Below are 25,547 nucleotides of genomic sequence, written 5' to 3' on the forward strand. Positions count from 1 at the left end.
TTGTATCCATTTTATTGTATTACATTTTGTGACATGACACAATTCTATATCCGAAAAGATGATGGATTATGCACAGTAATCATAGACAAGCACGTAAATCTTTTGTATACTATGCGCAGGGAATGAAATCTCCCACGATTACATTATCGAAACCGCGCAAGCTAATGATTTCTGCATTTTTTATGCAGTTCATTAGCTTTTTTTTGGAGGTATAACATGTTAACAAGTTTTGCATATATGTTTTTATTAGGAATTATATTTAGTGCGATTTGTAAGAAATTACATTTACCAAGTTTAATTGGAATGATGGCAACAGGAATGTTATTGGGTCCATATGTACTCAACTGTATTGATGGACAAATTTTAGAAATGTCGGATGACTTACGTCAAATTGCGTTAATTATCATTTTAACGCGTGCCGGATTATCACTAAACTTACAAGAGTTGAAGTCGGTTGGGCGATCAGCAATTTTGATGTGTTTTGTCCCCGCCTGTTTTGAGATCATTGGAGTAATGTTAATTGCACCTCCACTACTTCAAATATCTTTACTTGATGCTGCAATTCTTGGAAGTGTATTAGCTGCAGTATCTCCTGCTGTTATTGTTCCACGAATGATTCAAATCATGAATAATGGATATGGAACAAAACAAGGAATTCCACAGATGGTGTTAGCTGGGGCTTCTGTTGATGATGTATTTGTCATTGTAATCTTTACTGCATGTACAACTTTAGCAACTGGAAACCATGTTGATGCTACAAGTTTTATCAATGTGCCAATCTCCATTCTTTTAGGTATTGCAGTTGGTTTTCTTGTAGGATATCTGCTTACTAAACTATTTCAAATACTACATCTACGCGACACTATCAAGATTGTAATCTTGATGAGTACTGCATTTTTATTACTTCAAATACAAGATCAATTTCCTAATATTCCATTTTCTGCTTTGTTGGCAATTATGAGTATGGCAATTGCAACTAAACAATTTTATAGTACACTAGCAAGTCGATTGCAATTTCGCTATGACCATTTATGGGTAGTCGCTGAATTTGTTTTATTCATTTTAGTTGGTGCTTCCATCAACATCTCGTATATTCAAACGATCGGTGTATTCGCAATTCTGCTTTTGCTATTTGGATTACTTTTCCGGATGGTGGGTGTTCTTATCTGTTTAGTAAAAAGCAACCTCAATCGCAAAGAGCGCATCTTTACGATGATTGCTTATACACCCAAAGCAACCGTGCAAGCTGCCCTAGGTCCCATCCCATTAAGTATGGGACTTGCTTGCGGAAATCTAGTACTTGCTGTTTCCATTCTTGCCATTTTACTTACTGCACCACTTGGTGCATTTGCGATTGATTCACTATATAAAAAACTTCTACAGCATTAAGCTTTCACTTCAATTGACAGCATGTCATTGATGCTACATACTACAAGTAGTCAAACATATCACACCAAACATCTACCACTGCTTGTGTGTAGGTGTTTTTTAAAGGAGACTAGCTATGAATTCATCACACACCCGTATAAAACACACACTACTGTTGCTTCTACTTAGCATGATCATTGGTATTAGTGTCAGCATAATCGATACCATTTTTGGTAGGGTATTATTACGTATTAGTGACTTTCGAGTGGAACACTTTATCTATTTAATGCCTTTTTTAGCATTTGTTGGGGCAATCTTTACTTACATCTATCAACGATATGGTTCATCTGCAACAAAAGGAATGACGCTTGTCTTTGAGACCGCTGATGAAAAGACAAATGAAACATACATTCCTTTACGTATGATTCCCTTTTCAATTTTAGGTACTTGGCTTACTCACTTATTTGGTGGGAGTGCTGGACGTGAAGGTGTTGCCGTTCAACTTGGTGCAACCTTGTCCAATCGTCTAGGAAACATTTTCCACTTAGATAATGATCGTAAAACATTTATCGTTATTGGGATTGCTGCTGGGTTTGCCGGATTATTTGAAACTCCAATTGCTGCTACCTTTTTCGCCACAGAAGTTCTTATTGTCGGTAAGTTATACTACAAAGCAATTCCCTTTGCCTTGGTTGCAGCTTTTAGTGCAAGCGCAATGTCATCATATCTAGGTTTAGAGAAGTTTAGTTTTGCACTACAAGATCAAGTTCCATTCTCACCTATGCTTATTGTGAAACTCATTGCAATTGGTATCTTATTTGGTCTAGTTGGAATAGTCTTTGCAAAACTGCTGCAACTATCAAAAACCTTTTTTGCCAAATATTTTCCTAACCCAATCATCCGTATCATCATTGGCGGAATCTTTATCTCTATTGCCTCTATCCTTTTATATAGTGGACGTTATTCAGGGTTAGGGACAAACCTTATTAACGATAGTTTTCAGGGACATGCGATTTATGACTATGATTGGATAATCAAAATCGGACTTACCGTTATTACCATTGGGGTTGGTTTTCTTGGTGGTGAAGTGACTCCTTTATTTGCTATTGGCGCAAGTTTTGGTATTGTGCTATCTTCTATTTTCCAATTGCCGTTTACATTTGTAGCAGCTTTAGGTTATGCAAGTGTCTTTGGGAGTGCAACGCGTACATTTCTTGCTCCATCCTTTATTGGTGCAGAAGTCTTTGGATTTAGTTATCTACCCTATTTCTTACTTGTATGTGCTGTTGCCTATCTAGTGAATCAAAAGTATACGATCTATAGCGCACAAAAGTATCATGCTTCATAATAAAAAACACGCATATCCATTTTTATGGACATGCTTGTTTTTTATTTGTCTGATATGAGTTGTTTTACATAATCATTTGCTGGTGCTTGTTGAATGGCTTCTGGTGTATCATATTGCGCGATTTCTCCATGTTCCAAAACAATGACCTTAGTTCCTAATTTCAATGCTTCACGAATGTCATGCGTAACAAAAACAATTGTCACACCTGTTTGTTCATGAATTCTTTTGATTTCATCTTGCAACATATGACGGGTAATATCATCTACTGCTCCAAAAGGTTCATCCATCAGTAAAATTTCTGGACTGGCAGCTAGTGCACGAGCAATTCCTACACGTTGTTGCTGTCCACCAGATAACTCATCAGGATAGCGATCTAGTAAATCTCTTTCTAATCCAACTACTTGAATCCATTTCTCAACGGCCTTTCTTGTACGTTGCTTATCTTTCTTATTTAATAAATTAGGTACATAGGCAATGTTATCTTCAACATCCATATGTGGAAATAATCCACTTCCTTGAATTGCATAGCCGATATTACGTCGCAAGCAAATCAAATCTTCTGAAGCGATATCTTTTCCTTCCACATATACATTTCCTGCATCTAATGGAATCAGTCCATTGATCATTTTTAAGATGGTGGTTTTTCCACTCCCACTAGAGCCAATAAGTGTCACAAATTCTCCCTTTTCAATTTTTAAATTCAAATCAGGAATGACTACATGGTCTCCATAGGACTTTCTTGCATGTTTAAATTCAATAATCGTATTCAAGAAAACCACCTCCTATTCCTTTAGTAGACCAAGTTCATCTAGGAACTCTTTTGCTACTTGTTTTGGTTCTTTTTTATTTACTTCTACTTCATAATTCAAACGAGCCATTGTTGAATCACTAATCTTGTTTTCCAGTTGATCCAAAATTTCTTTGAGTTCTGGATATTTCGTTAATGTTTCATTACGCACAACGTTATATGCCATATATGAAGGGAAGAAGTTTTTATCATCTTCTAGTACAACAATTCGATCATCATTTAATTGACCATCTGTTGTAAATACGACAATGACATCTACATCACCTTGTTGGATACTTTGATATTTTAAGCCAATATCCAAATCCACGGTTTCTTTAAAATTGAAAGCATATGCACTTTGCAAAGCCTCATATCCGTCTTCACGTTCATAGAAATCATACTCCGCACCAAATGTTAATTGTGGTGTGTATTTGGCAAGATCACTATACGTTTTGATGTTGTATGCTTGAGCGATATCTTTAGCAACAGCAATTCCATAGGTATTGTTGAATCCATAGCCAGAAACCCAAGAGAAATCATATGCCTCTTTGTATTTGTCTTGTAGTTCTTTAAACATCGACTCATGGTAAATACTCTTTTCTTTTAGTACTGCATTCCATCCTGTACCTGTGTATTCTGGATATATATCAAATTCACCCTTTTCCATTGCTGGTTGAATATTGCTTGTTCCTCCACCAACACCCTCAGTGATTTCTACAGTAAGATCACTTTCTTGTTCGATTATCATTTTCAATGCCTCCCCAATGATCATTTGTTCAGTCATTGGTTTTGTTGCTAGGTGAATAACTTTATCAGTTTTTCCAAATAAATTACTAAACAACATTGCAAACACTAATAAAACAACAATCGCTGCACTTGCAATTTCTACGAACACTTTTCGTTTTGCATTTGGTCGACGTGCAGTTAGTGCTTTTTCCAAACGACCAAAGATAAAATCCATAAAAAATGCTAATAAGGCAATTAGTAAGCTTCCTGCAAAAGTCATAACTGCATTATTGGTTGTAATTCCTCGATAAATAGCAACCCCTAATCCACCAGCTCCAATAAATGAAGCAATACCCGTTAAGGCAATCGTCATGACAACCATGTTGCGGAATCCTGACATGATGGTTGGTAGTGCTAATGGCAATTTAATTTTCCATAATATCTGCATCTTTGTACTACCCATCCCTTTGGCAGCTTCGATAATTGCAGGATTAATATTGGTAATTCCTGTATGGGTGTTTCGAACCATTGGTAATAATGCATATACAACAAGGGCAATAATAACTGTTGTATTTCCAATGCCTGAAAAAGGAATCAAAAAACCCAGTAGTGAAATTGAAGGTATTGTGTATATAAAATTGACAATTCCAATCACTAAATTACTACTTTTTTGGTGCTCACTAATCCATATTCCTAATAGCAATCCAAGAATGGTTGCAATCAATATGGCAATCAGAGATATTTGTAAATGTTGAAACACTAAGTTCAAGAAAAAATCAGCGCGATCATGAAGAAGCGTCAACACATCTATTATAAAATCCATGTACCCTTTCCTCCTATTGTTTATTTAATCATATATGATTTGAAAGTATTTTACTTGTCAAATGCTCATTATAAAAAGGTGTCTACGCACTTGTACACACCTTGATTTTCTCTAATACAGTTTCTATTTCACAATAAATAAATCTTTTTATCTTTGTACGCGTCCAGACCCATCGCCCGACGCTAATGTTTTTACTTCTTCAACACTCACCAAGTTAAAGTCACCTTGAATTGAGTGTTTTAGTGCACTTGCAGCAACCGCAAATTCAATCGTATCTTGTTCACTATACTTGTTAAGTAGTGCATAGATTAATCCACCACCAAAACCATCACCACCACCAACACGGTCAGTAATGCGTAAGTCATACTTTTTAGAAAAATATGCTTTACCATTTGTATACAGCATGGCTGACCAACGATTATCGGATGCGCTTATAGATTCTCTTAACGTTATAGCAACGTGACTGAAATTGAAACGTGTTTGTAATTGTTTTGCCACATCGATGTAACCTTCATGGTTAATTTCTCCACTTGTAATATCCGTGTTTGATGCATGAATATCAAAAACATCGGCAGCATCTTCTTCATTCGCAATACATACATCCACATACTCGCATAATTTGCTCATGGCTACATTTGCTTCTGCTTTTGTCCATAGTTTCTTACGGAAGTTCAAATCACAAGTAATTGTGATTCCTTTCTCTTTTGCTTTTTTACAAGCCGTTAGTGTAATATCGGTAAGTTCTTTTCCAAGTGCAGGCGTAATTCCAGTAAAGTGAAATACGTCTACTCCTGCAAAAATTGTATCCCAGTCAAAATCGTCCTGTGTCGCTTTTTGAATAGCAGAACCAGCTCGGTCGTAGATCACCTTACTAGCTCTTTGTGATGCTCCTTTTTCCAGGTAGTAAATTCCAACACGATCCCCACCGCGTGTAATCATGGAAGTATCTACACCATGTTTTCTTAATGCATTTACTGCGCATTGACCAATTTCGTGTGTTGGTAATTTTGATACAAACGCTACATCCACTCCATAGTTTGCAAGAGACACTGCAACATTTGCTTCTCCTCCACCAAACGTAGCTTCATAGCTATCCGTTTGGACGAACTTTAAATATCCATATGGGGCAAGACGTAACATAATCTCGCCAAATGTAATGACCTTCATAAATTACTCCTTAATGTTTTTCACTAAACTTATCGCTTCTTTAACAAGCGCTGTAATTTGTGAAAAATTCTTTTCGTTAATTAAGTTTTCTTTTACCATCCAACTTCCACCGCAACCAATGATTTTTGAATATGATAAATACTCTTCTAAGTTGTTTTCACTAATTCCACCAGTTGGCATGAATTCCAACTGTGGAAATGGTGCACTTAATGCTTGAATTGCTTTTACTCCACCGCTCGTTTCAGCAGGGAAAAACTTAACAACTTCAAGTCCAAGCGTACATGCTAGTTGTGCTTCCGATGCAGAAGTTATACCTGGAATAATTACATAGTCTTTTGCTTGGCAATATTTAATTAAACTCTCATTAATACCCGGAGATATTAAAAAGTCTGCACCTGCTTGCATTGCTTGATCTGCTTGTTCATTTGTAATTACAGTTCCAGCAGCTACTAACATATCTGGATATGCTTTTTTAATATTCGCAATTGCTTCGCTTGCACAAGCTGTTCGAAATGTAATTTCTGCAGCAGGTAAGCCACCATCAATTAGTGCTTTTGCTAGTGGAATTGCATCCTCGCTTTGATTAATTTTGATTACTGGCAATACGCCACACTTTAGAGTTGTTTCTTTTATTTCATTTATATTCATCGTATTTTCCTTCTTAACATTTTTACTTATTGCTAAATATAGTTTCGCTATATTATATGCAGCGAATTCCATGCTTTGTTCACCCGCAATAAGTGCTTCCTCTAAGCTGCTAATTTGATTTAATATGGAAAATGCAGATGTCATTCCGACTTCGTACATTTCATCTATATTTAAATCGACACTACCTGCTAAGGTAACAACTGGTATATCCTTTTGTTTGGCTTCATTACAAATTCCAGCAATGACTTTTCCATGAATTGTTTGTTTGTCTATTTTGCCTTCTCCAGTAATAATTAAGTCTGCATTTTCAATTAGACTAGAAAAATTTAATACATCCTTCACAAAATTTATCCCAGCAATATTTTTTGCACCTAACGAATATAACGCACCAGACAATCCTCCTGCTGCACCAGTTTTTTCAACAAGTGCAATATCCACCCCAGTAGATTGCTTAATAAATAAGCTAAATTCTGACAAATACGCATCTAATTCTTTTTGCATTTGATTTGTTGCGCCTTTTTGTTTTCCAAACATATAGGTTGCTCCTGTTTGTCCAACATACGTTGCATCCACATCACAAAGTGCACTTATTTGAATTCCTTTTAATTTTTCCTTTGCTATTTTAAATGATTGTTTTGCTAGTACCAATGCTGAAGATACATCCTTAACTTCACAAATGGGAACTTCACCTAGTGCACAAATACAACCAAGACCTCCATCATTCGTTCCCGTACCACCAAGTCCAATAACTATGTGCTTTGCTCCTTTATCCACTAACTTCGAAATCATTAACCCCAATCCGTATGTTGTTTGCAATAATGGATTCCTGTCTTCTTTTTTTATAAGAGTTAAGCCACAAGTGTCTGCGGATTCGATGATTGCTGTTTTTGATTTTTCTATCCATCCATATCTAGCTTCGATTGGTTTTCCAGTTAACTCAAATGTGTACATACTTTCTATTCTGCTTTGTAGAGTAGGAAGAATGGAATCCAACATTCCTTCTCCACCATCGGACATAGGAATACGTATCGGTTAATAATTATTCTCAAACACGTGATCAAACCCTCGTTTTGATGCTAAACATGCGTGATGTGCAGACATACTTTCTTTAAATGAGTCACACGCAAATACAACCTTCATCATTTCCTATCACACACCATTATCACATCATCAATAGTCACGTTTTTTTCAATTTCTAATCTCTTGGTTATTTTATTTTCGCTTATTAAAATAACCATAGTTGTCAAATCAATTTGTTTTTGCTTTAAAAAATTCGCATCTCCTTCCATGAGTTGCATTCCGCGTACTACTTCATCACCTTCATTCACAAGAACATTCATACCCTCGCCATTTAGAGCAACTGTATCTAAACCAAAGTGAATTAATAATTCTATGCCATCGTTCGTCGTAATTCCAATTGCATGTTTTGTCTTTGCAACCATCGAAACTTTTCCATTTAACGGAGCAAAGATTTTCAATTCATCAGGTTCAATTGCGAAACCATCACCCATCATCTTGGATGCAAACACTTCATCCTTTACATTTTCTAATGCTACATATTTACCATTCATTGGTGAATACACATTTTGACTTTTCTCTTTTTTGAATAATTTAAACATAACTTTCCTCTTTTCTTAAAATAATATAAATATGTATAGTGGTATACTCACCACTGAAATAAGCGTAGTTAATGATATGCATATAGTTGATATTCGCATATCTATGTTGTATTCCATCCCTAGCATTAGCGCCAATGAACCCGACGGCAACATAAAAGAAAACATTAGCAACTCTTTCATGAACGCACTCACATCTAAATACTGAACTAGTAGATATCCAAGTAACGGAAAAAGTAAAAGTTTAAGGAAAAGCAATTTACACAACGAAATCTTCTCATTACTTGTAATAGAAGAACTAAAATTTATATTCACACCTACTACAATCATACTTAGCGGTACTGTCGCATTTCCCAGCAAATCAAATACTCCTGTCAAAACATTTGGAAGTTGAATACTTGTAAAAAAACATACCAAACCTACAAGCGATGCCAACACACCAGGAGATAAGAATATTTTCATATAACTCTTCAAGTCTTTTTTTACTGAATCTTTACTGAGCAAATATACTCCATACGTATATATAAGAAGATTGAACGGTAAATGCATCACAGTAAACACAAATACTGCATATTCACCATACATGACCCTTAAGAGTGGATAACCAATAAATGCAATGTTCGAGAAAATCAACATCACTTGGTAAATTGAACTTTGTTTGTCTTCTTTAAAAAACAAACGAATTACAATTTTTGCAATAACAATGAAAGTGGCATATAGAAAAACTCCAAGTATTAAGCAAATGATCATATCAGAATTATCAAGCGTATTCGAATTTGTAGATGATGCAAGAACCATCGCTGGCGTAAGTATATTTGCAACAATGTATGAAATAGGTTTTGCACTTTGTTCATTTAATACATGTTTTCTTCTTAAGTACACTCCAATTAATATAAGTGCGAATAATTGAAGCATCGTTTTTAATAAAACACCGAAATCCATTTTTTCTCCTTTCATTTTGAGTATGGTATAATTTGTACGAGGTAACATATGAACGATATTAGATCTATTCCTGTAGACAACTTAAATAAAAGTGAATTGAGAATTTTAGATTACATATATACACATGTTGATGATGTACATTCAATGAGCGTGCAAGAGTTTGCAAATACAGTCAACTTTTCACCGTCATCTATCATTCGTTTTTGTAAGAAAATTGGTTTTTCAGGATTTGCTGAACTCAAATTTTCATTGAAAGCTCCAAACGAAAGAAGTGAGCCACCTGTCGTTGAAAATACAAATATTAATCGCATTCTATCAGATTTGTCTTACGATATTGACGGAACAATGAGAGTTCTAAATGAAGGCGATATAGCCAAGGCTGTAGATTTATTAACTACAACACAAAGCATCCATTTATTTGATAGTAGCGGTCTAACTGGAGTCATTGTTGATTATGTTGAAAAGTACCTGTTTACCATTGGTCGACAAAATGTTTATAAATATGATGCTGAACATCAACTAAAACACGTCGTAGAAAAACTTAACCAGAATGACTTGCTATTGATGATAAGTGCGAGTGGAAATTTTGGACCTGCTTTTGAAATTGTTAAAACTGCTAAATTTCATAATGTCAAAGTTTTATCAATTACACCTTTTCAAAAAAACAATATTGCAGCTTTATCTGATGTTAGCCTTCGTTTTTTTACATATCAAAGAAAAAACATTAATACTGACTTTACATCAAGATTACCTATTTTCTATGTAGTAAACGATTTATTGCAAACCTATGCAGCTTCACTGCAAGAATCGGAGGTGCATCATGATACAAATAATTGAAAAAGCATATACATTACAACTAACAGAAAGCGAACGTGAACTTTTAACATATTTACATGAAAACATTGAAAGCATCCCTTATATGAGTGCTCAAAAAATAAGTGAAAACTCATTCGTCTCTAGTGCGACTATGACACGTTTTTGTATTAAACTTGGTTTCTCTGGTTTTCATGATTTGAAATACCAAATCAAGCAACAACTGTTACAAGCTGAAGGAAATGCAAATAAATCAAACATCATCACCCTGTTTAATAAAACAACGGAAGATGTAGATATCCATTCTCTAGAGAAAATTCTCTCTTTTATCAAATGTGATAGTTCTTTATATATCCACGGGAGTGGTCTTAACTATATTTGTGCTAAATATTTGCATGTTAACCTTACAACAGCTGATCGCCCATGCATCTTAATCGGAGATCGCCATGTCTTATATAGTTTAAGTGAGTCAATGAAAGAAGGCACTCTCTTCATTATCTTTAGCGGTGATTCTTCGTATGACAGATACAAGAAACTAGCTGAGAAAATACATCAAATGAAAGGTATTCTGATTCTAATAACAACAAAGAAAGATTCGCGATTAGCTTCATATTGTGATGCTGTCTACTGTGTAAAAGAAGATAATTTCATGTTTCATGATAAGGATATTAACCCACGTATTGGGATGCTAACTATCACCCAAATCATTATTGAGATGTATAGTTCTGCATACATGCTAAATAATAAGTAAGAGCAACTTTCGTTGCTCTTTTTTTACCTTACTGCCATTGCTGATTTCACAGCATTTGCAACCTTTTCTACTTTTGGTCCATATACAACTTGAATATGTGTTTCCGAAGGCTTAATAATTCCTGCAGATCCTGTTTTTCTTAGTAATTTTTCGTCGACTTTTGACATATCAACTACGTCTACTCTTAATCGAGAAATACAATTGTTCACAGTTTTTATATTTTCATATCCACCTAAACCTTCTATTACCATAAGTCCAATTGGATCTCCTAGTGCTTTTTCTTCACCTTTTAAATACTCTCCTTCAACTACCTCTTCTTCCTCTACATCAATAGACAAAGATTTTCTTGTCAGATACCATTTGAAAGTAAAGTAGTAGATTGGCATATAGAACAATCCAACAATTACAATCCAATACCAGTTGGAACCAGGTTGTAAAACACCCCAGATAAAGAAATCAATGACTCCTCCTCCAGTATTTCCTACAATAACACCTAATACAGACATAAGCATGAATGATATACCACCCATAACTGCATGGAATAAGAATAATGGTGGAGCAATAAACATAAATGCAAATTCAACTGGCTCAGTAATTCCAGAAATCACACAAGCTGCAACTCCAGCAAGAAGCAAAGCTTTAACTCTTGCTTTTTTCTCCTGTGGCGATGTTTTATAAATTGCAAGTGCCGCTGCTGGTAATCCAAACATCATAAACGGCATTTTTCCTTGTCCTAAAAATTGAGTGAAAGGACGCATAGTTTCGATTGGAACTTTATCAAAGAATTGTAAGAATATATTTAAACATCCCTCAACTCCTTCATATATTCCACCTACAGCAGTTGTTCTAAATACACCATTTAATACATGGTGAAGACCAGTAGGTATTAATAGTCGTTCCAAGAAACCGAAGATAAATACCCCAAATGCTCCTGCTTCTCCAATTGCAGTACCCAGTGCATTAATCCCCATTGAAACTGGTTCCCACACAATTGGCATAACTTGTCCAAGTAGTGCAGCGACTAATATTACGATAATTGAAACAAATCGTTTTCCCCCGTAAAATGCAATCGCAACAGGGAAGACAATTTTATGAAATCTATTATGTAAAGCAGCTACGACTACACCTATTAGGATTCCCGCAACAGCTCCCATATCTACAGTTTCTACTCCTAGAATAGCTGAGATTTTCATTGCACTAAAATCCATAATTCCTGAACTTATCATTACACTTGAACTTACTAAAAAAGTATAATAACCGATAAATCCAGCAAATGCTGCGATCTCTTTATCTTCTTTTGCCATTCCAAATGCAATTGAAATTGCAAATAAAACTGGAATTAGAGTAAACACTACACCAGAAACTTTGTTTAGCATAGTTATGATATAACTTACTCCACCATTTGCTAGAAATGGTAATACTTCAATAACTTGTGGTTTTAACAACGCAGCAGTTAATCCAAGAACAATCCCACAAGCAGCTAACGCTGCAATAGGCATCATCAAACTACGGCCAAGCGCTGATAAAAAATCCATAATTCTTCTTTTCATATTTAGACCCCTTTTATATTTTGTTTGGTTATTTCAAATCTGGCCACATTCCTTTGTTTGCTTCAATTAATGCATCAAGAATCTTTCTTGCTTTTTTTCCATCATTAATCATACGATTTAAAGTGAATGCCTCTAATGCTTTTTGATATGACTTTTCGAAATATGCATCAACTATTAGTTTTTCACATGATACTTGGTTTACTAGCAACCCAAGATTAAACTGTGGAATATTACCTATACGCATCGGTCTAGGACCGTTTGCTCCAAGTTCACATACAACTTCAACCATAGCATCATCTTGCATGTTATTAATCGCTCCGTTGTTCTCTACAATTAAAATGTGGCGGTTATTTTTGTTATACGCAATAGCTTCAGCAACGTTGATCATCATTTCTGCATGCGCATCACTAATATCATCAAATTTATCACCTAGTGTTCCAGCGGCAATTACTTCTTTACACTCAGTGAATACACGTTTTTCTCGACCTGCCATTACTTCGTCGGCACGTGTGAAATCTGGATTTAGATGAGAAGCTTTATATTCCGGATATAAGTAGTATTGATTGTACGTATTTGGCAAAAACTCTGGATAATCCTTCATTAGTGTTTCTACCATTCCATATGTATCTAACCATGATGGATCGCGTTGTTCTGCATCCTGTGGTAAGAATCCATTTTTGCTAATTAAATCCTTAATTTTAGGCAATAAATCTTCTCCTGTATTTATATCATAAATATGTGTAAACCATCCGTAGTGATTTAAGCCGAAGTATACTGGATCTAATGTCTCCCAATCAACTCCTAGCAATCTGCTACATGAACGAACTACGTTTTCTGGTTGATCACAAATATTTAAGATTCTTTTATCTTCAGGAAATTCTCTACGTAATGCTTCTGCTACAATTGCTGCGGGATTAGAGTAATTTAAGATCCATGCTGCAGGTGCAAATTCTCTAATATCATGTACTGCTTTGATCATATCAACTACTGAGCGAAGACCATACGCCATTCCTCCTGCTCCACACGTTTCTTGACCAACCATTCCCATAGATAATGGAATATGTTCATCTTTAGCACGCATCGGTAACCCTCCTGCACGCATTTGCATAAATACAAAATCCATTCCTTCATACGCTTCTTTAACATCTGTTGTATATACAAATTCTAATTCAGGAAATTTTTCATTAAATAAAATCTCACCGAATTTACCTATAATGTCTTGACGTTCTTTGTCGATATCGAATAATACTAATTTCTTTAGCGGGAACTGTTCTCTCATTCTCACAAATGACTTTAAGAATCCCAAAGTAAATGTACTTCCTCCACCAACAATACATACGCTAAATTTTCTCATAATTACTAATCCTTTCTCTGATTTATTCAACGGCCTTTTGAATACAATTGCAATATAGCACTTACACAGAAAAATGAAAACACTTTAATAAACTCTTGATTGTAAACCCTTACAACTGAAATTATTTACAAAAACGGAATTTTTTTCATAAAGAAAAAAGGGATCAAAAACATCCCCTTAACCGTTATTTAATATATCCACCTTTCATCGGTGATACTGCATTTTCTGTATATGTCTTTAGTACCCCATGTGTATACTTACTCGCCCGTTTTTGCCAACGTTTCTTTCTTTGTTCTAAAATACGATCCACTTCATGAGGCGAATGTTCAATACCGTTTGCTCCAATTATGTTCAATGAGCGATTAGGTATGTCAATTTCAACAATATCATCATCCTCAATTAACGCTATTGGTCCACCAGCAACCGCTTCAGGCGAAACATGCCCAATTGCTGGACCTTTACTCGCCCCAGAAAACCTTCCATCCGTAATTAACGCAATTGTAGTTGCTAAAATCGGATCAGAGGAAATCGCTTCAGTTGTATAAAACATCTCCGGCATTCCACTACCTTTTGGTCCTTCATAGCGAATAATGACTGCATCTCCTGGGCGAATGTCTCTTGTAATTATGGCATCAATCGCTTCCTCTTCAGAGTTGAATACACGAGCTCGTAATTTTGCTTGGAACATCTCTTTAGGAACTGCTGAATGTTTAACAACTGCCCCTTCAGGCGCTAGATTACCTTTTAAAATCGCAATGGTTCCATTCGCACCAATCGGATTATTAATATTATGTATGATATCACTTGGTTTAAGTTTCCATTTCTTTAGATACACTTCTGCCTTTTCATAAAAACCATTTCGTTTGCAATCTTCTAAATTTTCTTTAAGCGTCTTCCCAGTAACAGTTTTAACATCTAAGTGTAAAAACTCTTTAATTTCTTCCATAATACGAGGAACCCCACCAGCATAGTAGAAAAACTGCGCTGGCCATTTACCTGCTGGACGAATATCTAGTAAATATTTAGCGTTCTTGTGCATTTGATCAAACATTTCTGCATCAAATTCAATACCAAATTCATTAGCAATCGTAGGAATATGTAAAAGACTATTTGTCGAACCCGATATTGCAGCATGAACCATAACCGCATTTTCGAAACTTTCTTTAGTAACTATATCACTAGGTTTCCACCCTAACTCTACAAGTTTCAAAACTTGTTCACCAGCCAATCTCGAAGTTTCCAACAAGTCTTCAGATGTCGCAGGCATCAAGGCACTTCCTGGCAACATCAAACCTAAAGCTTCGGCCATAATTTGCATTGTTGATGCTGTCCCCATAAATGAACAAGCTCCGCACGACGGACAAGCATGCTGTTTATAATACGTCAATTGTTGCTCACTGATTTCACCACGCTTACACATCGCACTGTATGCACCGATTTGTTCCAAGGTAAGTAAATCTGGACCCGCATCCATCACCCCACCCGTCACTACAATACTAGGAATATTCACTCTACCAACACCCATCAAGATTGCTGGTACACTTTTATCGCAACTTGCAATAAAAACTCCACCATCAAAAGTAGTAGCATTAACATGAATCTCTATCATATTTGCTATCATGTCTCGACTTGCCAAAGAATAATTTATTCCATCATGACCTTGCGCCATTCCATCACAAATATCTGTAGCATAATATTTCGCGGCTTTCCCACCACTTTTATTCACTGATAACTCCGCATTTCGAACAAGTTCATTCAAATGTGCACTTCCCGGATGACTATCGCCAAATGTGCTTTCAATAATAATCTGCGGTTTTTCTAAATCTTCACTACTCCATCCCATTCCCATTCGTAATGGATCCATTTCTGGGGCAATTTTTCTAATTTTTTGACTTTTTAATGACATTTTCTTTCCTCAACTTTCTGTTAAGGATTTGTAATTTATGAGATATAAGAAGTTTATCACAAAGGTTTAAGTTTTTCATCAGTTTGTTTCTTATATTACTTATAAAAAAACGGTACCCTCGCAGATACCGTTTTATTCTATTATTCGTCGATCGGTTCTTGATTGTCAGACATCAGTCCAACACGCTTGTAGATTTCATCTACATTTTTAAGTTGATACATCGGATCAAAACAGTCATCAATTTCAGCTTGTGTAAGTGTTTCACGTACTTTTGGATCAGCTTCCATTAATTCCTTAAATGGGATTTTGTTTTCCCATGATTTAATCGCATTTGGTTGTACTGTGTCATATGCTTGTTCGCGTGACCAACCTTTTTCAATTAATTTCAACATAAAGCGTTGTGAGAAAATCACACCATATGTCTTTCCAATATTTTCTAACATGTTATCTTCAAACACCGTTAAATTAGCAAGGATGTTTGTAAAACGACGTAACATGTAATCTAATAATTCTGTTGCATCTGGTGCAATGATACGTTCCACACTTGAGTGTGAAATATCGCGTTCGTGCCATAAAGGTACATCTTCATATGCACTTAACATATATCCACGTAATACTCTTGAACATCCAACGATGTTTTCTGAACCAATTGGGTTACGTTTATGTGGCATTGCACTACTTCCTTTTTGTCCTTTACGGAAGTATTCTTCTGCTTCACGCACTTCTGTACGTTGTAGATGACGGATCTCTGTTGCCATCTTTTCTAAACTACTACCAATTAAAGCAAGCGTCGCAAAGTATTCTGCATGACGGTCTCTTTGCAGTGTTTGTGTTGAAATCTTTGCTGAATCAATTCCTAGCTTGTCGCAAACATAGTCTTGGACAAATGGTGGCGTATTGGCAAATGTTCCTACCGCACCAGAAATTTTTCCACATTCTACACCTTTGGCAGCTTCTTCAAAACGTTTAAAGTTACGTTTCATTTCTTCAAACCAAAGTAAGAATTTTAAACCAAAACTTGTGATTTCTGCATGCACACCATGCGTTCTTCCCATCATTGGTGTATTTTTATAGTGAAGCGCTTGGACTTTTAAGACATCCATAAACTCACCTAAATCTTTATAAAGAATTGCATTCGCTTGTTTGTATAAGTACCCATATGCTGTATCAACAACATCTGTACTAGTCAGACCATAATGAATCCACTTCTTTTCTTCACCTAAAGTCTCACTTACTGCACGTGTAAAGGCAACAACATCATGACGTGTTTCTTTTTCAATCTCATAAATACGATCAATATCAAATGATGCATTGTCCCAAAGTTTTTGCACATCCTCTTTTGGGATTTCTCCCATTTCACTCCATGCTTCACAAGCCAATATTTCAACTTTTAAATATGCATCAAATTTGTTTTGTTCACTCCAAATTTCACGCATTTCCGGTTTCGAATAACGATCTAACATAATTTACGCATTTCCTTTCATATCTTTTTTTCCAATATCTGAGCGATAGAATAGTTTATCACATTTGATTTTCTTCACATCTGCATACGCTTTATCATAAGCTTCTTCAAGTGTACTTCCCACACCAACAACGATCAATACACGACCACCATCAGTCACGAAGTTTCCATCTTTGTATGCACTACCCATGTGATATACCAAACCTTCGACTTCATCCAGTCCAGTAATAATAGCTCCTTTTGTTGATGAGGCAGGATAGTTTTCGCTAGCCATAACCACACCAAGAGTTACCATGTCATCCCATTCTAAATCCATCACTTTTTGATCCATGATATTGGTAATTACTTCAATGAAGTCACTACGTAATCTTGGCAATATAACTTCCGCTTCAGGGTCTCCAAAGCGAGCGTTAAATTCAATCGTTTTGATGCCATCATCTGTTAGCATCAATCCCCCATATAAAAATCCAGTAAACGGTACGCCTTCTTCTTTCATACCTTTTGCCATTGGAATCATAATTTCTTGCATTGCTTGTGCAACGATCTCAGGTGTAATTTTACGTACAGGTGAATAAATACCCATTCCACCAGTATTTGGACCTTCATCATTATCATATGCACGTTTATGATCTTGCGATATTTCCATCGGAATCACAATATCATTGCAAACAAAACTCATGAGTGAGAACTCAAATCCTTCCAAACATTCTTCAATAACCACTTGGTTATCAGGAATATCAAAGGCAATATCGAGTGCTTCAAGAGCCATATCCATCGTTGTGGCAACCGTCACACCTTTTCCTGCTTTTAAACCATCCTCTTTAATCACAATTGGTACACCTTGTTGGTGCACATAAGCAACCGCTTCATCTTTAGTTGTAAATGTTTGGTAAGCAGCAGTTGGAATATTGTATTTCTTCATCAACTTTTTCGCAAAGTCTTTACTTGCTTCCACTTGTGCTGCAGCTTTATTTGGACCAAAGATCTTCAATCCTGCTGCTTCAAATGCATCTACAATTCCAGCTGCAAGTGCATCTTCAGGACCTACAATTGTTAATCCAATTTCATTTTCTTTTGCAAATGCAATCAATGATTCAAAATCATCTTGTGCAATATCTACTTGTGTTGCAACATCACGCATTCCATAGCTTCCAGGAGCTACGAATACTTCTTCTACAAGACGTGAACGATGTGCTGCATCTGCAATCGCATGTTCTCTTCCACCTTTTCCAATGACTAGTACTTTCATTATCATTCTCCTTCATCGGTTCTATTTTACTTGATTTGCTTCACAATCACAATATAAGACGAAACAAATGCATATACAATTTACAAATATTTACAGTTCCAATTAATTGTCAATTTATAAAATAGGATGTAAACTGAAAGCAAGTAAAGTAGAGAATCAAAGGGGAGTAAGTTTATGATTGAAATTTGTTTGTGTGAGGACAATCAAAGAACCAGAGAAAGAGAAATTGAATTTCTGGAAAAATTTGATAGAAAACATAATGTAATGATGCAATTATCGACATTTAAAACTGCAGAGGAATTGTTGTTCTTTCTTGCCGACCATTTAAAAGAAGTCGATATCTTTTTATTGGATGTATATTTGCCAGATATGAGTGGGATCGAGCTGGCTAAGAAAATACGGAACATGGGCTCAGATGCACAGATCATCTTTATTACATCAAGTAAAGACCATGTCTTTGAAGCATTTGACACAATGCCACTGCATTATATTACAAAAGATACATTTTATAGCGGAAAGCTAGAAGATGCATTATTAAAAGCAATTGAACTACGTAATACACGTTCACCACAATTTACATATAAAAAGCGTGGAAGTGATAATTTTGTGGATATCAATGATATTTATTCATTTGAAATAAATGGACGAGTTACCATCATTGATACCACACACGGAGTTGATGATTTTTATGGAAAAATGCAAGATTTAGAAGAGTCTTTGCCAATGGATAGTTTCTTACGTGTCCATCGTTCATTTATGGTAAACATGAAACATATTATCCGATTTTCACCAACGATGATTACTTTGCGTAATGGAAAAGAAATCCCAATTGGAAAATCGTATTATGCTAATAGTCGCGCTGCATTTACAGATTACTTAAACAAACGAGGTAAAGTATGAGTTTAGAAAAACAGGGTGTTGTCATAATCATGTGGATTATATACTGCTTATATGCATTTCATTGTATGCAGCGTGTATATCCAAGACGAGTTAGTACACCTATCTACTATGCAGCCATCCTACTTGTATATCCAGCAACTTTATTTTTTGAGTTTCAATTTGACTATCCAGTGCAAATACTTATTTCATTTGTTGTTGTATATATCTTGATTTTCGCATTATTAAAAACGCCACTTTGGGGACGCTTATTTTTTACCGCAGAGTACGTTCTTATTTATGTATTTACCCAATGTGTCATTTCTTCATTGAATGCTATTGTGACCGGTGCTTCTTTCTACTCAATTTTCTATCGAGATGTGGCAAGTAAACCCATTCCGTTTTTCAGTTCACCGATTATTAGTATCTTTATGTATGCATTCGTAAATCATCTTTTACGAAAATTTAATATCTTTCGAATGGCGCACTATAAGAAACTTAGAGAAATATTAACTACACTATTATTGATTTATGGAGTGATCCTTTTATGTTCAACTGCAATATATCAAGTAGATGATAATGATATTTTTATTCCAATCTATCACTTGACGATTGCTTTACTGTTATTTTCAACATATATTTGGATCTTTTTATATCAATACAACAACATTTCCTATATGGAAAGTGCACGAGATAACAATCGCTTGTTGCATTTAATTGATACACAAAAAGTTCACTATAAAAAGAATGTTGATTACATTCGTTCTTTACGTAAAGTTAAACATGATTATCACTGGTTATTATATGAACTTACTGAAAATAGCGAGAATTTGAATCATGAGCAATTACTTGCACGTCTGCAAGAACAATATGACTCTATTGATGCAAACTATCATCAATACTCAAACAACTTATTGATTGACTCGATTATTTCTGAAACATCCGAAGTTTGTGAACAACATGGAATCACCTTTGATTGTTCGTTAAATATCCCTAAGGATATCGACTTTAGCGAGGATGAACTTTGCTTCAATGTAGCTACTTTCTTAAATATGAGTATTGATAAGATCATGTCAAGTAACACCGCAGAAAAAGTATTACGTATACATGATCAAAATAGTGAATACTGGTATGTTATGAACTTTGAATTAAGTGCAGATGATACCGAATTGAGTGATAACCCAAATGTTCAACCAGACTTCGTTTTAGCAAACGAAATCATGGAAGCACATGGTGGGTATTTACAATTTGATTACGACAAAGACAAGCAAATTTTACGTGCTACTGGTGTTACACCTAAAGTATTAAAAAATCCAACGATACAAGTTTCATAACTTGTCCGTTGGATTTTCTTTATATATTGATGATGTATGGATCTTTCCATAAAACAATTTTGTTTGCTTTAAGCGATGCTTGTACATCAATAATACGTTGATTACTTGAACCTTTGTATAACAATGTATAGGCACATAGCGATTGTATAAATTTCCCATCGACGAGCACATCGATTTCCTTAAGCAAGTCATACTTGCTTTCAGTAGCTAATAACTGTTCATACGTGTACCCACTATATGCCCAAACATTGAAGTTCTCATTTCTAACTTGCCTAACAATATCAATAAGTGCATCTGCTTGATCAAAAGGTTCGCCTCCTGATAAGGTAAGTCCCTCTTGTAGTTGATTTGCTTTAATCGCCTTTATAAGTGCATCAATATCATAGAGTTCTCCTGCATTAGCATCCCATGTTTCTGGATTATGACAACCAGGACAACTATGTGGACATCCTTGCGTCCATAAGACAACACGCAAACCTGGTCCATCTACGATACTATCAAATTGTAAAGGTGCTGCAAGTCGTGCTTGTTTAGACATTGTGCTTAACGCGATCTTTTTCCTCTGCTTTTTTACCATCATTGAAACGATCAAGCGTTCCTACTAAGTATCCTGTGATACGACGAATACGGTCAAACTTAATCGAACTTGTGCTTTCATCACGTCCACATTTTGGACAGATGTGTCCATCAATTACACCAGAGAATCCACAAACCGTGTCACGGTCAACTGGGTGGTTAATACTTCCGTATCCAACACCACTTTCTTTCATATGACGAACCACACGTTCAAATGCCGCTAAGTTTTTCACTGGATCTCCATCAAGTTCAACATAGGCAATATGTCCTGCATTTGTAAGTTCATGGTATGGAGCTTCAATTGCGATTTTTTCTTGTGCACTAATTGGGTAATATACAGGAACGTGGTTTGAGTTCGTGTAGTAATCACGGTCTGTTACCCCACGAATATTTCCATATTTTTTTCGGTCAATACGTGTGAAACGTCCAGACAATCCTTCTGCAGGAGTCGCAATAACCCCAAAGTTTTGTCCATATTTTTTACATGCTTCATCACATTTTGTGCGCATGTAACCAATGATTTCTAGACCAAGTTCTTGTGCTTCTTCACTTTCTCCATGGTGTTCACCAATTAAAGCGACTAGACATTCAGCAAGTCCGATAAATCCAATCGAAAGTGTTCCTTGTTTTACCATTTCTTCAAGCGTGTCATTCCAGTCTAATTTCTCAGAATCAATCCACACACCTTGCCCCATTAAGAATGGGAAGTTTTTCACTTTCTTATTTCCTTGAATCATTGCTCTTTCTAATAATTGGGAAATTACAGTTTCAAGTTCTTCATCTAGTTCTTGGAAGAATGCACTGCGATCAAAGAATCCTTTTTCACCAACCACTCCATGTTTAATTCCTAAACGTGGTAAGTTGATGGTAGTAAATGAGTTATTTCCACGACCTACTGGTGTGTTTTCTCCATTTACATTACTAATAACACGGGTACGACATCCCATTGTCGCAATTTCACTTTTGAAATCATTTGGATCATAGTATTGAAGGTTAAATGGTGCATCCACAAAGACAAAGTTCGGGAATAAGCGTTTTGCACTTACACGAATCGCTAATTGGAATAGATCATAGTTAGGATCTTGTGGGTTATAGTTTACTCCTTCTTTTACTTTGAAGATGAGAATTGGGAAAATCGGTGTTTCTCCATTTCCTAAACCTGCTTCTTGTGCAAGCAATAAGTTTTTCATCAAGATTCTTCCTTCAATTGAAGTATCTGTACCAAAGTTAATACTAGAGAACGGTACTTGTGCACCAGCTCTTGAATGCATCGTGTTTAAGTTATGGATAAACCCTTCCATTGCTTGGTAAGTTGCTTTATCCGTTTCTTCACGTGCTTCATTGTATGTATATGTCGTAATTTTCTCAACCATTGCATCATCAATTGCAAATGTTGATTTTAAGTATGACTTTAATGCATCTGCATAATCATAATCCATATCCAGACTTGGTAATTTACCTGTTTGCTTTTCAATGTTTGCTAAATCTTCTTTAATATCTTTATCACTATTCAGTAATAGTTTTACAGCAATTTGTAAGTTATGGTTGTAGCGTTTTCTGAATGTTTTTGCCACACCTTTTGCCAAGTAGTAATCAAATGCTGGAATACTTTGTCCACCATGTTGATCGTTTTGGTTACTTTGAATTGCAATTGCTGCTAATGCTGCATAACTTGAAATATCTTGTGGTTCACGTAAGAATCCATGACCTGTTGAAAATCCACCATGGAATAATTTATCCAAGTCAATTTGGCAACAAGTTAAAGTTCCCATGTTCATAAAATCTAAATCATGAATATGAATATCTCCAGCTTCATGCATCCTTGCATATTTTGGATTAATCACTTGTGATAAACAGAATTCTTTACTTACTGCACTACCATATTGCAACATCGTTCCCATGGCTGTATTTCCATCGATGTTAGCATTGTCACGTTTCATATCGCTATCTTCTGCATCACTATATGTAATCTCTTCAATTGACTTCATTAAGCGTGTACGTAAGTTACGAATACGACTACGTTCAGAACGATAAATTATGTATGCTTCACTTGTTCTTGTGTGGTTTGTTTCTATCAATACGCGCACAACTGCATCTTGCACTTGCTCCACAGTTGGTGTGGTGTTGTGATACACACTGTTCAAGTATCCAGTTACTTGATCAGTTAAGCGTTCTGCTTGTTCGTAATCTGCTTCTGTCCCATCTTCTTTAGCCACAGCACTTGCTGCTAAGTAAATTGCTCTTGTAATCTTTTCAGGTACAAACGCAATAATTCGTCCATCTCTTTTTTGAATATTTTCAATCATATGTATGCCTCCCATTTACGACTTCCGTACCAATATTATAGTACATATACAACAACTTTTTTCTTGAAAAGCATCTTTTTTCTTTCACGAAAATGTAAAGTTTTTATTTTCTTTCACAAACATAAAAAGCAACCGAAGTTGCTAATATAAATTACGTACTCGATCCAAATAACTGTACTTACGATAACGTACGAATTTTACACGTTTATTGCTCATCTTACATTCAATGCGTGAGACATTATCTAAAGATAAGTTTTTATGGTCGTAGCAAATGAAGCTATTTGTGAAGTCATCACCAACAAAAGTAACCTTACGGTTTTCTTGTAGTAAGTATGGTACACGTAAGGAACGATGTTTACTATCTTGAATACCAGCAATTTCTGTTAACTGCATTACGCGTATCCCACTATCAATTACAGCACCATCCAAAGAACGGTTATATGCTGTTGATCCCGCTTGTGTACTTAGACACATTCCATTACCTTTAAACGTTTCAAAGAATTCATCATCAATATAAATATCCAATACTTGTGTCCGTAGAATATTCTCAACTCGAATTTCATTTAGCGCATATACCGTATAGTCATTCACATTGGCTTCTAATAAATAAGAACTAAATACCTCATAAACATTGTCATCAATAATATCTTGGATACAACGGTCTACTTCATTTTCTGTGTAATCCGTAAAGAAACCTAATGTACCTGTATGGATTGCCACAAACTCAATGGACTCTAATTGATGAAGATAATGGTGTACTGCACTTAGAATCGTTCCATCACCACCAACACAAACAACTAAATCGGGTTGCTCTTCATCCACACCGTAGTTGTGTGCAAGCAAACGCTCTGTTATTTTGGTTTTAATATTTTGTGACTTTGCATCATTTTTTACAAATACAGAAAATTTTCTCATAAGCAGATCCTTTCTTGATGACATCCTACAGTTACGTACTATATGTTCATACTAATCATACCATAACCACTCTAAAAAGATATGGTTATGTGCATTCCATTTGATGAAGCAAGTCAGTATCTGTGGTATGATATAGCTATGAAAACACATATCGAAAAAGAATATAAAATTCTAGTGACAAAAGAGCAATTTGATCAGTTGATCACAAATTATCCAGAGATTGACTTCATCACGCAAACGAATTATTACTATGATAACAAAAACTATGAAATCATGAAACAAAAAGGAGCGATGCGGATTCGTGAAAGTGCTGGAACCAACCTCTTTACCCTTAAAGAAATTAAGGGAGACGATTTAATTGAATACGAACAAATGGTAGATACCGTTGATGCATCCGTATTTGATGACAAGCAAATTCAAAAGGTACTAAACAAATATCATCTAGAAGGACCTTTTGAACTAGTTGCTACATTAACCACAAAACGTGCAATGTATGTGGGAGATGGCTACGAACTTTGCTTTGATATCAGTACTTATGGAGATGTTACAGACTATGAAATTGAATATGAGTATACACAAGCACATGATGGTCTAACAAACTTCAATGAAATACTTGCGAAAGTGGGTTTGACATATACATCGAATGCACCAGCAAAAATTGTTCGTGCTTTGTCTAACAAAGGCCTTGATTTTTTAATTCAAAAATGATAAATTAAGTATGCGCTTTTCAATGGTTATAAGATATAGGTCTTATGTTCTTGGAAGGCTGACATACATGCGGGTGTAGTTTAATGGTAGAACTTCAGCCTTCCAAGCTGACTACGTGAGTTCGATTCTCATCACCCGCTCCATAAAAAAATCAAGCACTCGAAATTTAATCGGGTGCTTTTTTAATTTTGTCCGTAGTCAGCTGTACATACTGATGTACCCCCTGTCAAGTAGACAGGCGAAATAAATAAAGAATTCTATATAGCTTGGTTACACATTAGTAATCAGGCTTTTACTTTGTTTTGATTTTATCTCATCCCAA

Annotated in this window: 21 protein-coding genes, 1 tRNA gene and 1 riboswitch; of the genes, 8 read left to right on the forward strand and 14 right to left on the reverse strand. The window is 35.6% G+C overall.

What is annotated here, in order from left to right:
• Positions 1-109: 109 nt before the first annotated feature.
• Positions 110-181, forward strand: a riboswitch (Fluoride riboswitch).
• 35 nt (positions 182-216) lie between these two features.
• Positions 217-1,389: a cation:proton antiporter gene (locus M2098_RS03565; protein ID WP_280681786.1), complete on the forward strand. Its 1,173-nt coding sequence runs from the start codon at positions 217-219 to the stop codon at positions 1,387-1,389.
• A 115-nt stretch (positions 1,390-1,504) separates the two neighbouring features.
• Positions 1,505-2,716 carry a chloride channel protein gene (locus tag M2098_RS03570; RefSeq protein ID WP_280681788.1) on the forward strand — a complete coding sequence of 404 codons (1,212 nt, stop codon included), beginning with the start codon at positions 1,505-1,507 and terminating at the stop codon, positions 2,714-2,716.
• Between the two features lie 41 nt (positions 2,717-2,757).
• On the opposite strand, the gene M2098_RS03575 is transcribed toward M2098_RS03570, so the two are convergent.
• The 6 genes from M2098_RS03575 to M2098_RS03600 form a co-directional block, all read right to left on the reverse strand.
• The gene (locus tag M2098_RS03575; RefSeq protein WP_067422202.1) at positions 2,758-3,486 is read right to left on the reverse strand and encodes an ABC transporter ATP-binding protein; all 729 of its coding nucleotides are present in this window, start codon (positions 3,484-3,486) and stop codon (positions 2,758-2,760) included.
• A 12-nt stretch (positions 3,487-3,498) separates the two neighbouring features.
• Positions 3,499-5,052 (reverse strand): glycine betaine ABC transporter substrate-binding protein, encoded by a 1,554-nt coding sequence (locus tag M2098_RS03580; RefSeq protein ID WP_067422199.1) that lies wholly within the window; start codon positions 5,050-5,052, stop codon positions 3,499-3,501.
• A 147-nt stretch (positions 5,053-5,199) separates the two neighbouring features.
• Positions 5,200-6,219, reverse strand: a complete 1,020-nt coding sequence (locus M2098_RS03585) for a sugar kinase (RefSeq protein WP_280681793.1) — start codon at positions 6,217-6,219, stop codon at positions 5,200-5,202.
• Positions 6,220-6,222: 3 nt separating this feature from the next.
• Positions 6,223-7,884, reverse strand: a complete 1,662-nt coding sequence (locus tag M2098_RS03590) for a glycerate kinase (RefSeq protein WP_280681795.1) — start codon at positions 7,882-7,884, stop codon at positions 6,223-6,225.
• A 122-nt stretch (positions 7,885-8,006) separates the two neighbouring features.
• Positions 8,007-8,486, reverse strand: coding sequence for a PTS glucose transporter subunit IIA (locus M2098_RS03595; protein WP_280681797.1), 480 nt, complete (start codon positions 8,484-8,486; stop codon positions 8,007-8,009).
• A 15-nt stretch (positions 8,487-8,501) separates the two neighbouring features.
• Positions 8,502-9,425, reverse strand: a complete 924-nt coding sequence (locus M2098_RS03600; protein ID WP_280681799.1) for an AEC family transporter — start codon at positions 9,423-9,425, stop codon at positions 8,502-8,504.
• Between the two features lie 48 nt (positions 9,426-9,473).
• Between M2098_RS03600 and M2098_RS03605 the strand changes: the two genes are divergently transcribed.
• On the forward strand, positions 9,474-10,262 hold the full coding sequence (locus M2098_RS03605) for a MurR/RpiR family transcriptional regulator (protein ID WP_280681801.1): 789 nt from the start codon (positions 9,474-9,476) through the stop codon (positions 10,260-10,262).
• Complete coding sequence (locus M2098_RS03610; protein WP_280681803.1) at positions 10,246-10,989, forward strand: MurR/RpiR family transcriptional regulator; 744 nt, start codon at positions 10,246-10,248, stop codon at positions 10,987-10,989. Before M2098_RS03605 ends, M2098_RS03610 begins: the two co-directional genes overlap by 17 nt.
• 23 nt (positions 10,990-11,012) lie before the next feature.
• Here M2098_RS03610 and M2098_RS03615 read toward each other — a convergent pair whose 3' ends face one another.
• The 5 genes from M2098_RS03615 to purD all read right to left on the reverse strand — a co-directional run bounded on the left by M2098_RS03615 (position 11,013) and on the right by purD (position 18,510).
• The gene (locus M2098_RS03615; protein WP_280681805.1) at positions 11,013-12,539 is read right to left on the reverse strand and encodes a PTS transporter subunit EIIC; all 1,527 of its coding nucleotides are present in this window, start codon (positions 12,537-12,539) and stop codon (positions 11,013-11,015) included.
• A gap of 28 nt (positions 12,540-12,567) precedes the next feature.
• Entirely contained in the window at positions 12,568-13,893 is a 1,326-nt protein-coding gene (locus tag M2098_RS03620; protein WP_280681806.1) for a 6-phospho-alpha-glucosidase, read from the reverse strand.
• A gap of 184 nt (positions 13,894-14,077) precedes the next feature.
• Complete coding sequence (gene ilvD / locus M2098_RS03625; protein ID WP_280681808.1) at positions 14,078-15,799, reverse strand: dihydroxy-acid dehydratase; 1,722 nt, start codon at positions 15,797-15,799, stop codon at positions 14,078-14,080.
• A 140-nt stretch (positions 15,800-15,939) separates the two neighbouring features.
• Positions 15,940-17,262 carry an adenylosuccinate lyase gene (gene purB, locus M2098_RS03630; RefSeq protein ID WP_280681810.1) on the reverse strand — a complete coding sequence of 441 codons (1,323 nt, stop codon included), beginning with the start codon at positions 17,260-17,262 and terminating at the stop codon, positions 15,940-15,942.
• Between the two features lie 3 nt (positions 17,263-17,265).
• The gene (gene purD / locus M2098_RS03635; protein WP_280681812.1) at positions 17,266-18,510 is read right to left on the reverse strand and encodes a phosphoribosylamine--glycine ligase; all 1,245 of its coding nucleotides are present in this window, start codon (positions 18,508-18,510) and stop codon (positions 17,266-17,268) included.
• Positions 18,511-18,684: 174 nt separating this feature from the next.
• Between purD and M2098_RS03640 the strand changes: the two genes are divergently transcribed.
• Both M2098_RS03640 and M2098_RS03645 read left to right on the forward strand, forming a co-directional pair.
• Entirely contained in the window at positions 18,685-19,410 is a 726-nt protein-coding gene (locus M2098_RS03640) for a LytTR family DNA-binding domain-containing protein (protein ID WP_280681814.1), read from the forward strand.
• Positions 19,407-20,720: a hypothetical protein gene (locus tag M2098_RS03645; RefSeq protein WP_280681816.1), complete on the forward strand. Its 1,314-nt coding sequence runs from the start codon at positions 19,407-19,409 to the stop codon at positions 20,718-20,720. The genes M2098_RS03640 and M2098_RS03645 overlap by 4 nt, the downstream gene beginning before the upstream one ends.
• A 19-nt stretch (positions 20,721-20,739) precedes the next feature.
• On the opposite strand, the gene nrdG is transcribed toward M2098_RS03645, so the two are convergent.
• The 3 genes from nrdG to M2098_RS03660 form a co-directional block, all read right to left on the reverse strand.
• Complete coding sequence (nrdG, locus tag M2098_RS03650; RefSeq protein ID WP_280681818.1) at positions 20,740-21,258, reverse strand: anaerobic ribonucleoside-triphosphate reductase activating protein; 519 nt, start codon at positions 21,256-21,258, stop codon at positions 20,740-20,742.
• Entirely contained in the window at positions 21,251-23,602 is a 2,352-nt protein-coding gene (locus M2098_RS03655) for an anaerobic ribonucleoside triphosphate reductase (RefSeq protein WP_280681820.1), read from the reverse strand. The genes nrdG and M2098_RS03655 overlap by 8 nt, the downstream gene beginning before the upstream one ends.
• Positions 23,603-23,743: 141 nt before the next feature.
• Complete coding sequence (locus M2098_RS03660; protein WP_280681822.1) at positions 23,744-24,517, reverse strand: NAD kinase; 774 nt, start codon at positions 24,515-24,517, stop codon at positions 23,744-23,746.
• An 87-nt stretch (positions 24,518-24,604) separates the two neighbouring features.
• Between M2098_RS03660 and M2098_RS03665 the strand changes: the two genes are divergently transcribed.
• Entirely contained in the window at positions 24,605-25,225 is a 621-nt protein-coding gene (locus tag M2098_RS03665) for a CYTH domain-containing protein (RefSeq protein WP_280681824.1), read from the forward strand.
• Between the two features lie 69 nt (positions 25,226-25,294).
• Positions 25,295-25,368, forward strand: a tRNA-Gly gene (locus M2098_RS03670).
• Positions 25,369-25,547 lie beyond the last annotated feature (179 nt).

This window comes from Breznakia sp. PFB1-19, assembly GCF_029893935.1.
GTDB lineage: Bacteria > Bacillota_I > Bacilli_A > Erysipelotrichales > Erysipelotrichaceae > Breznakia > Breznakia blatticola.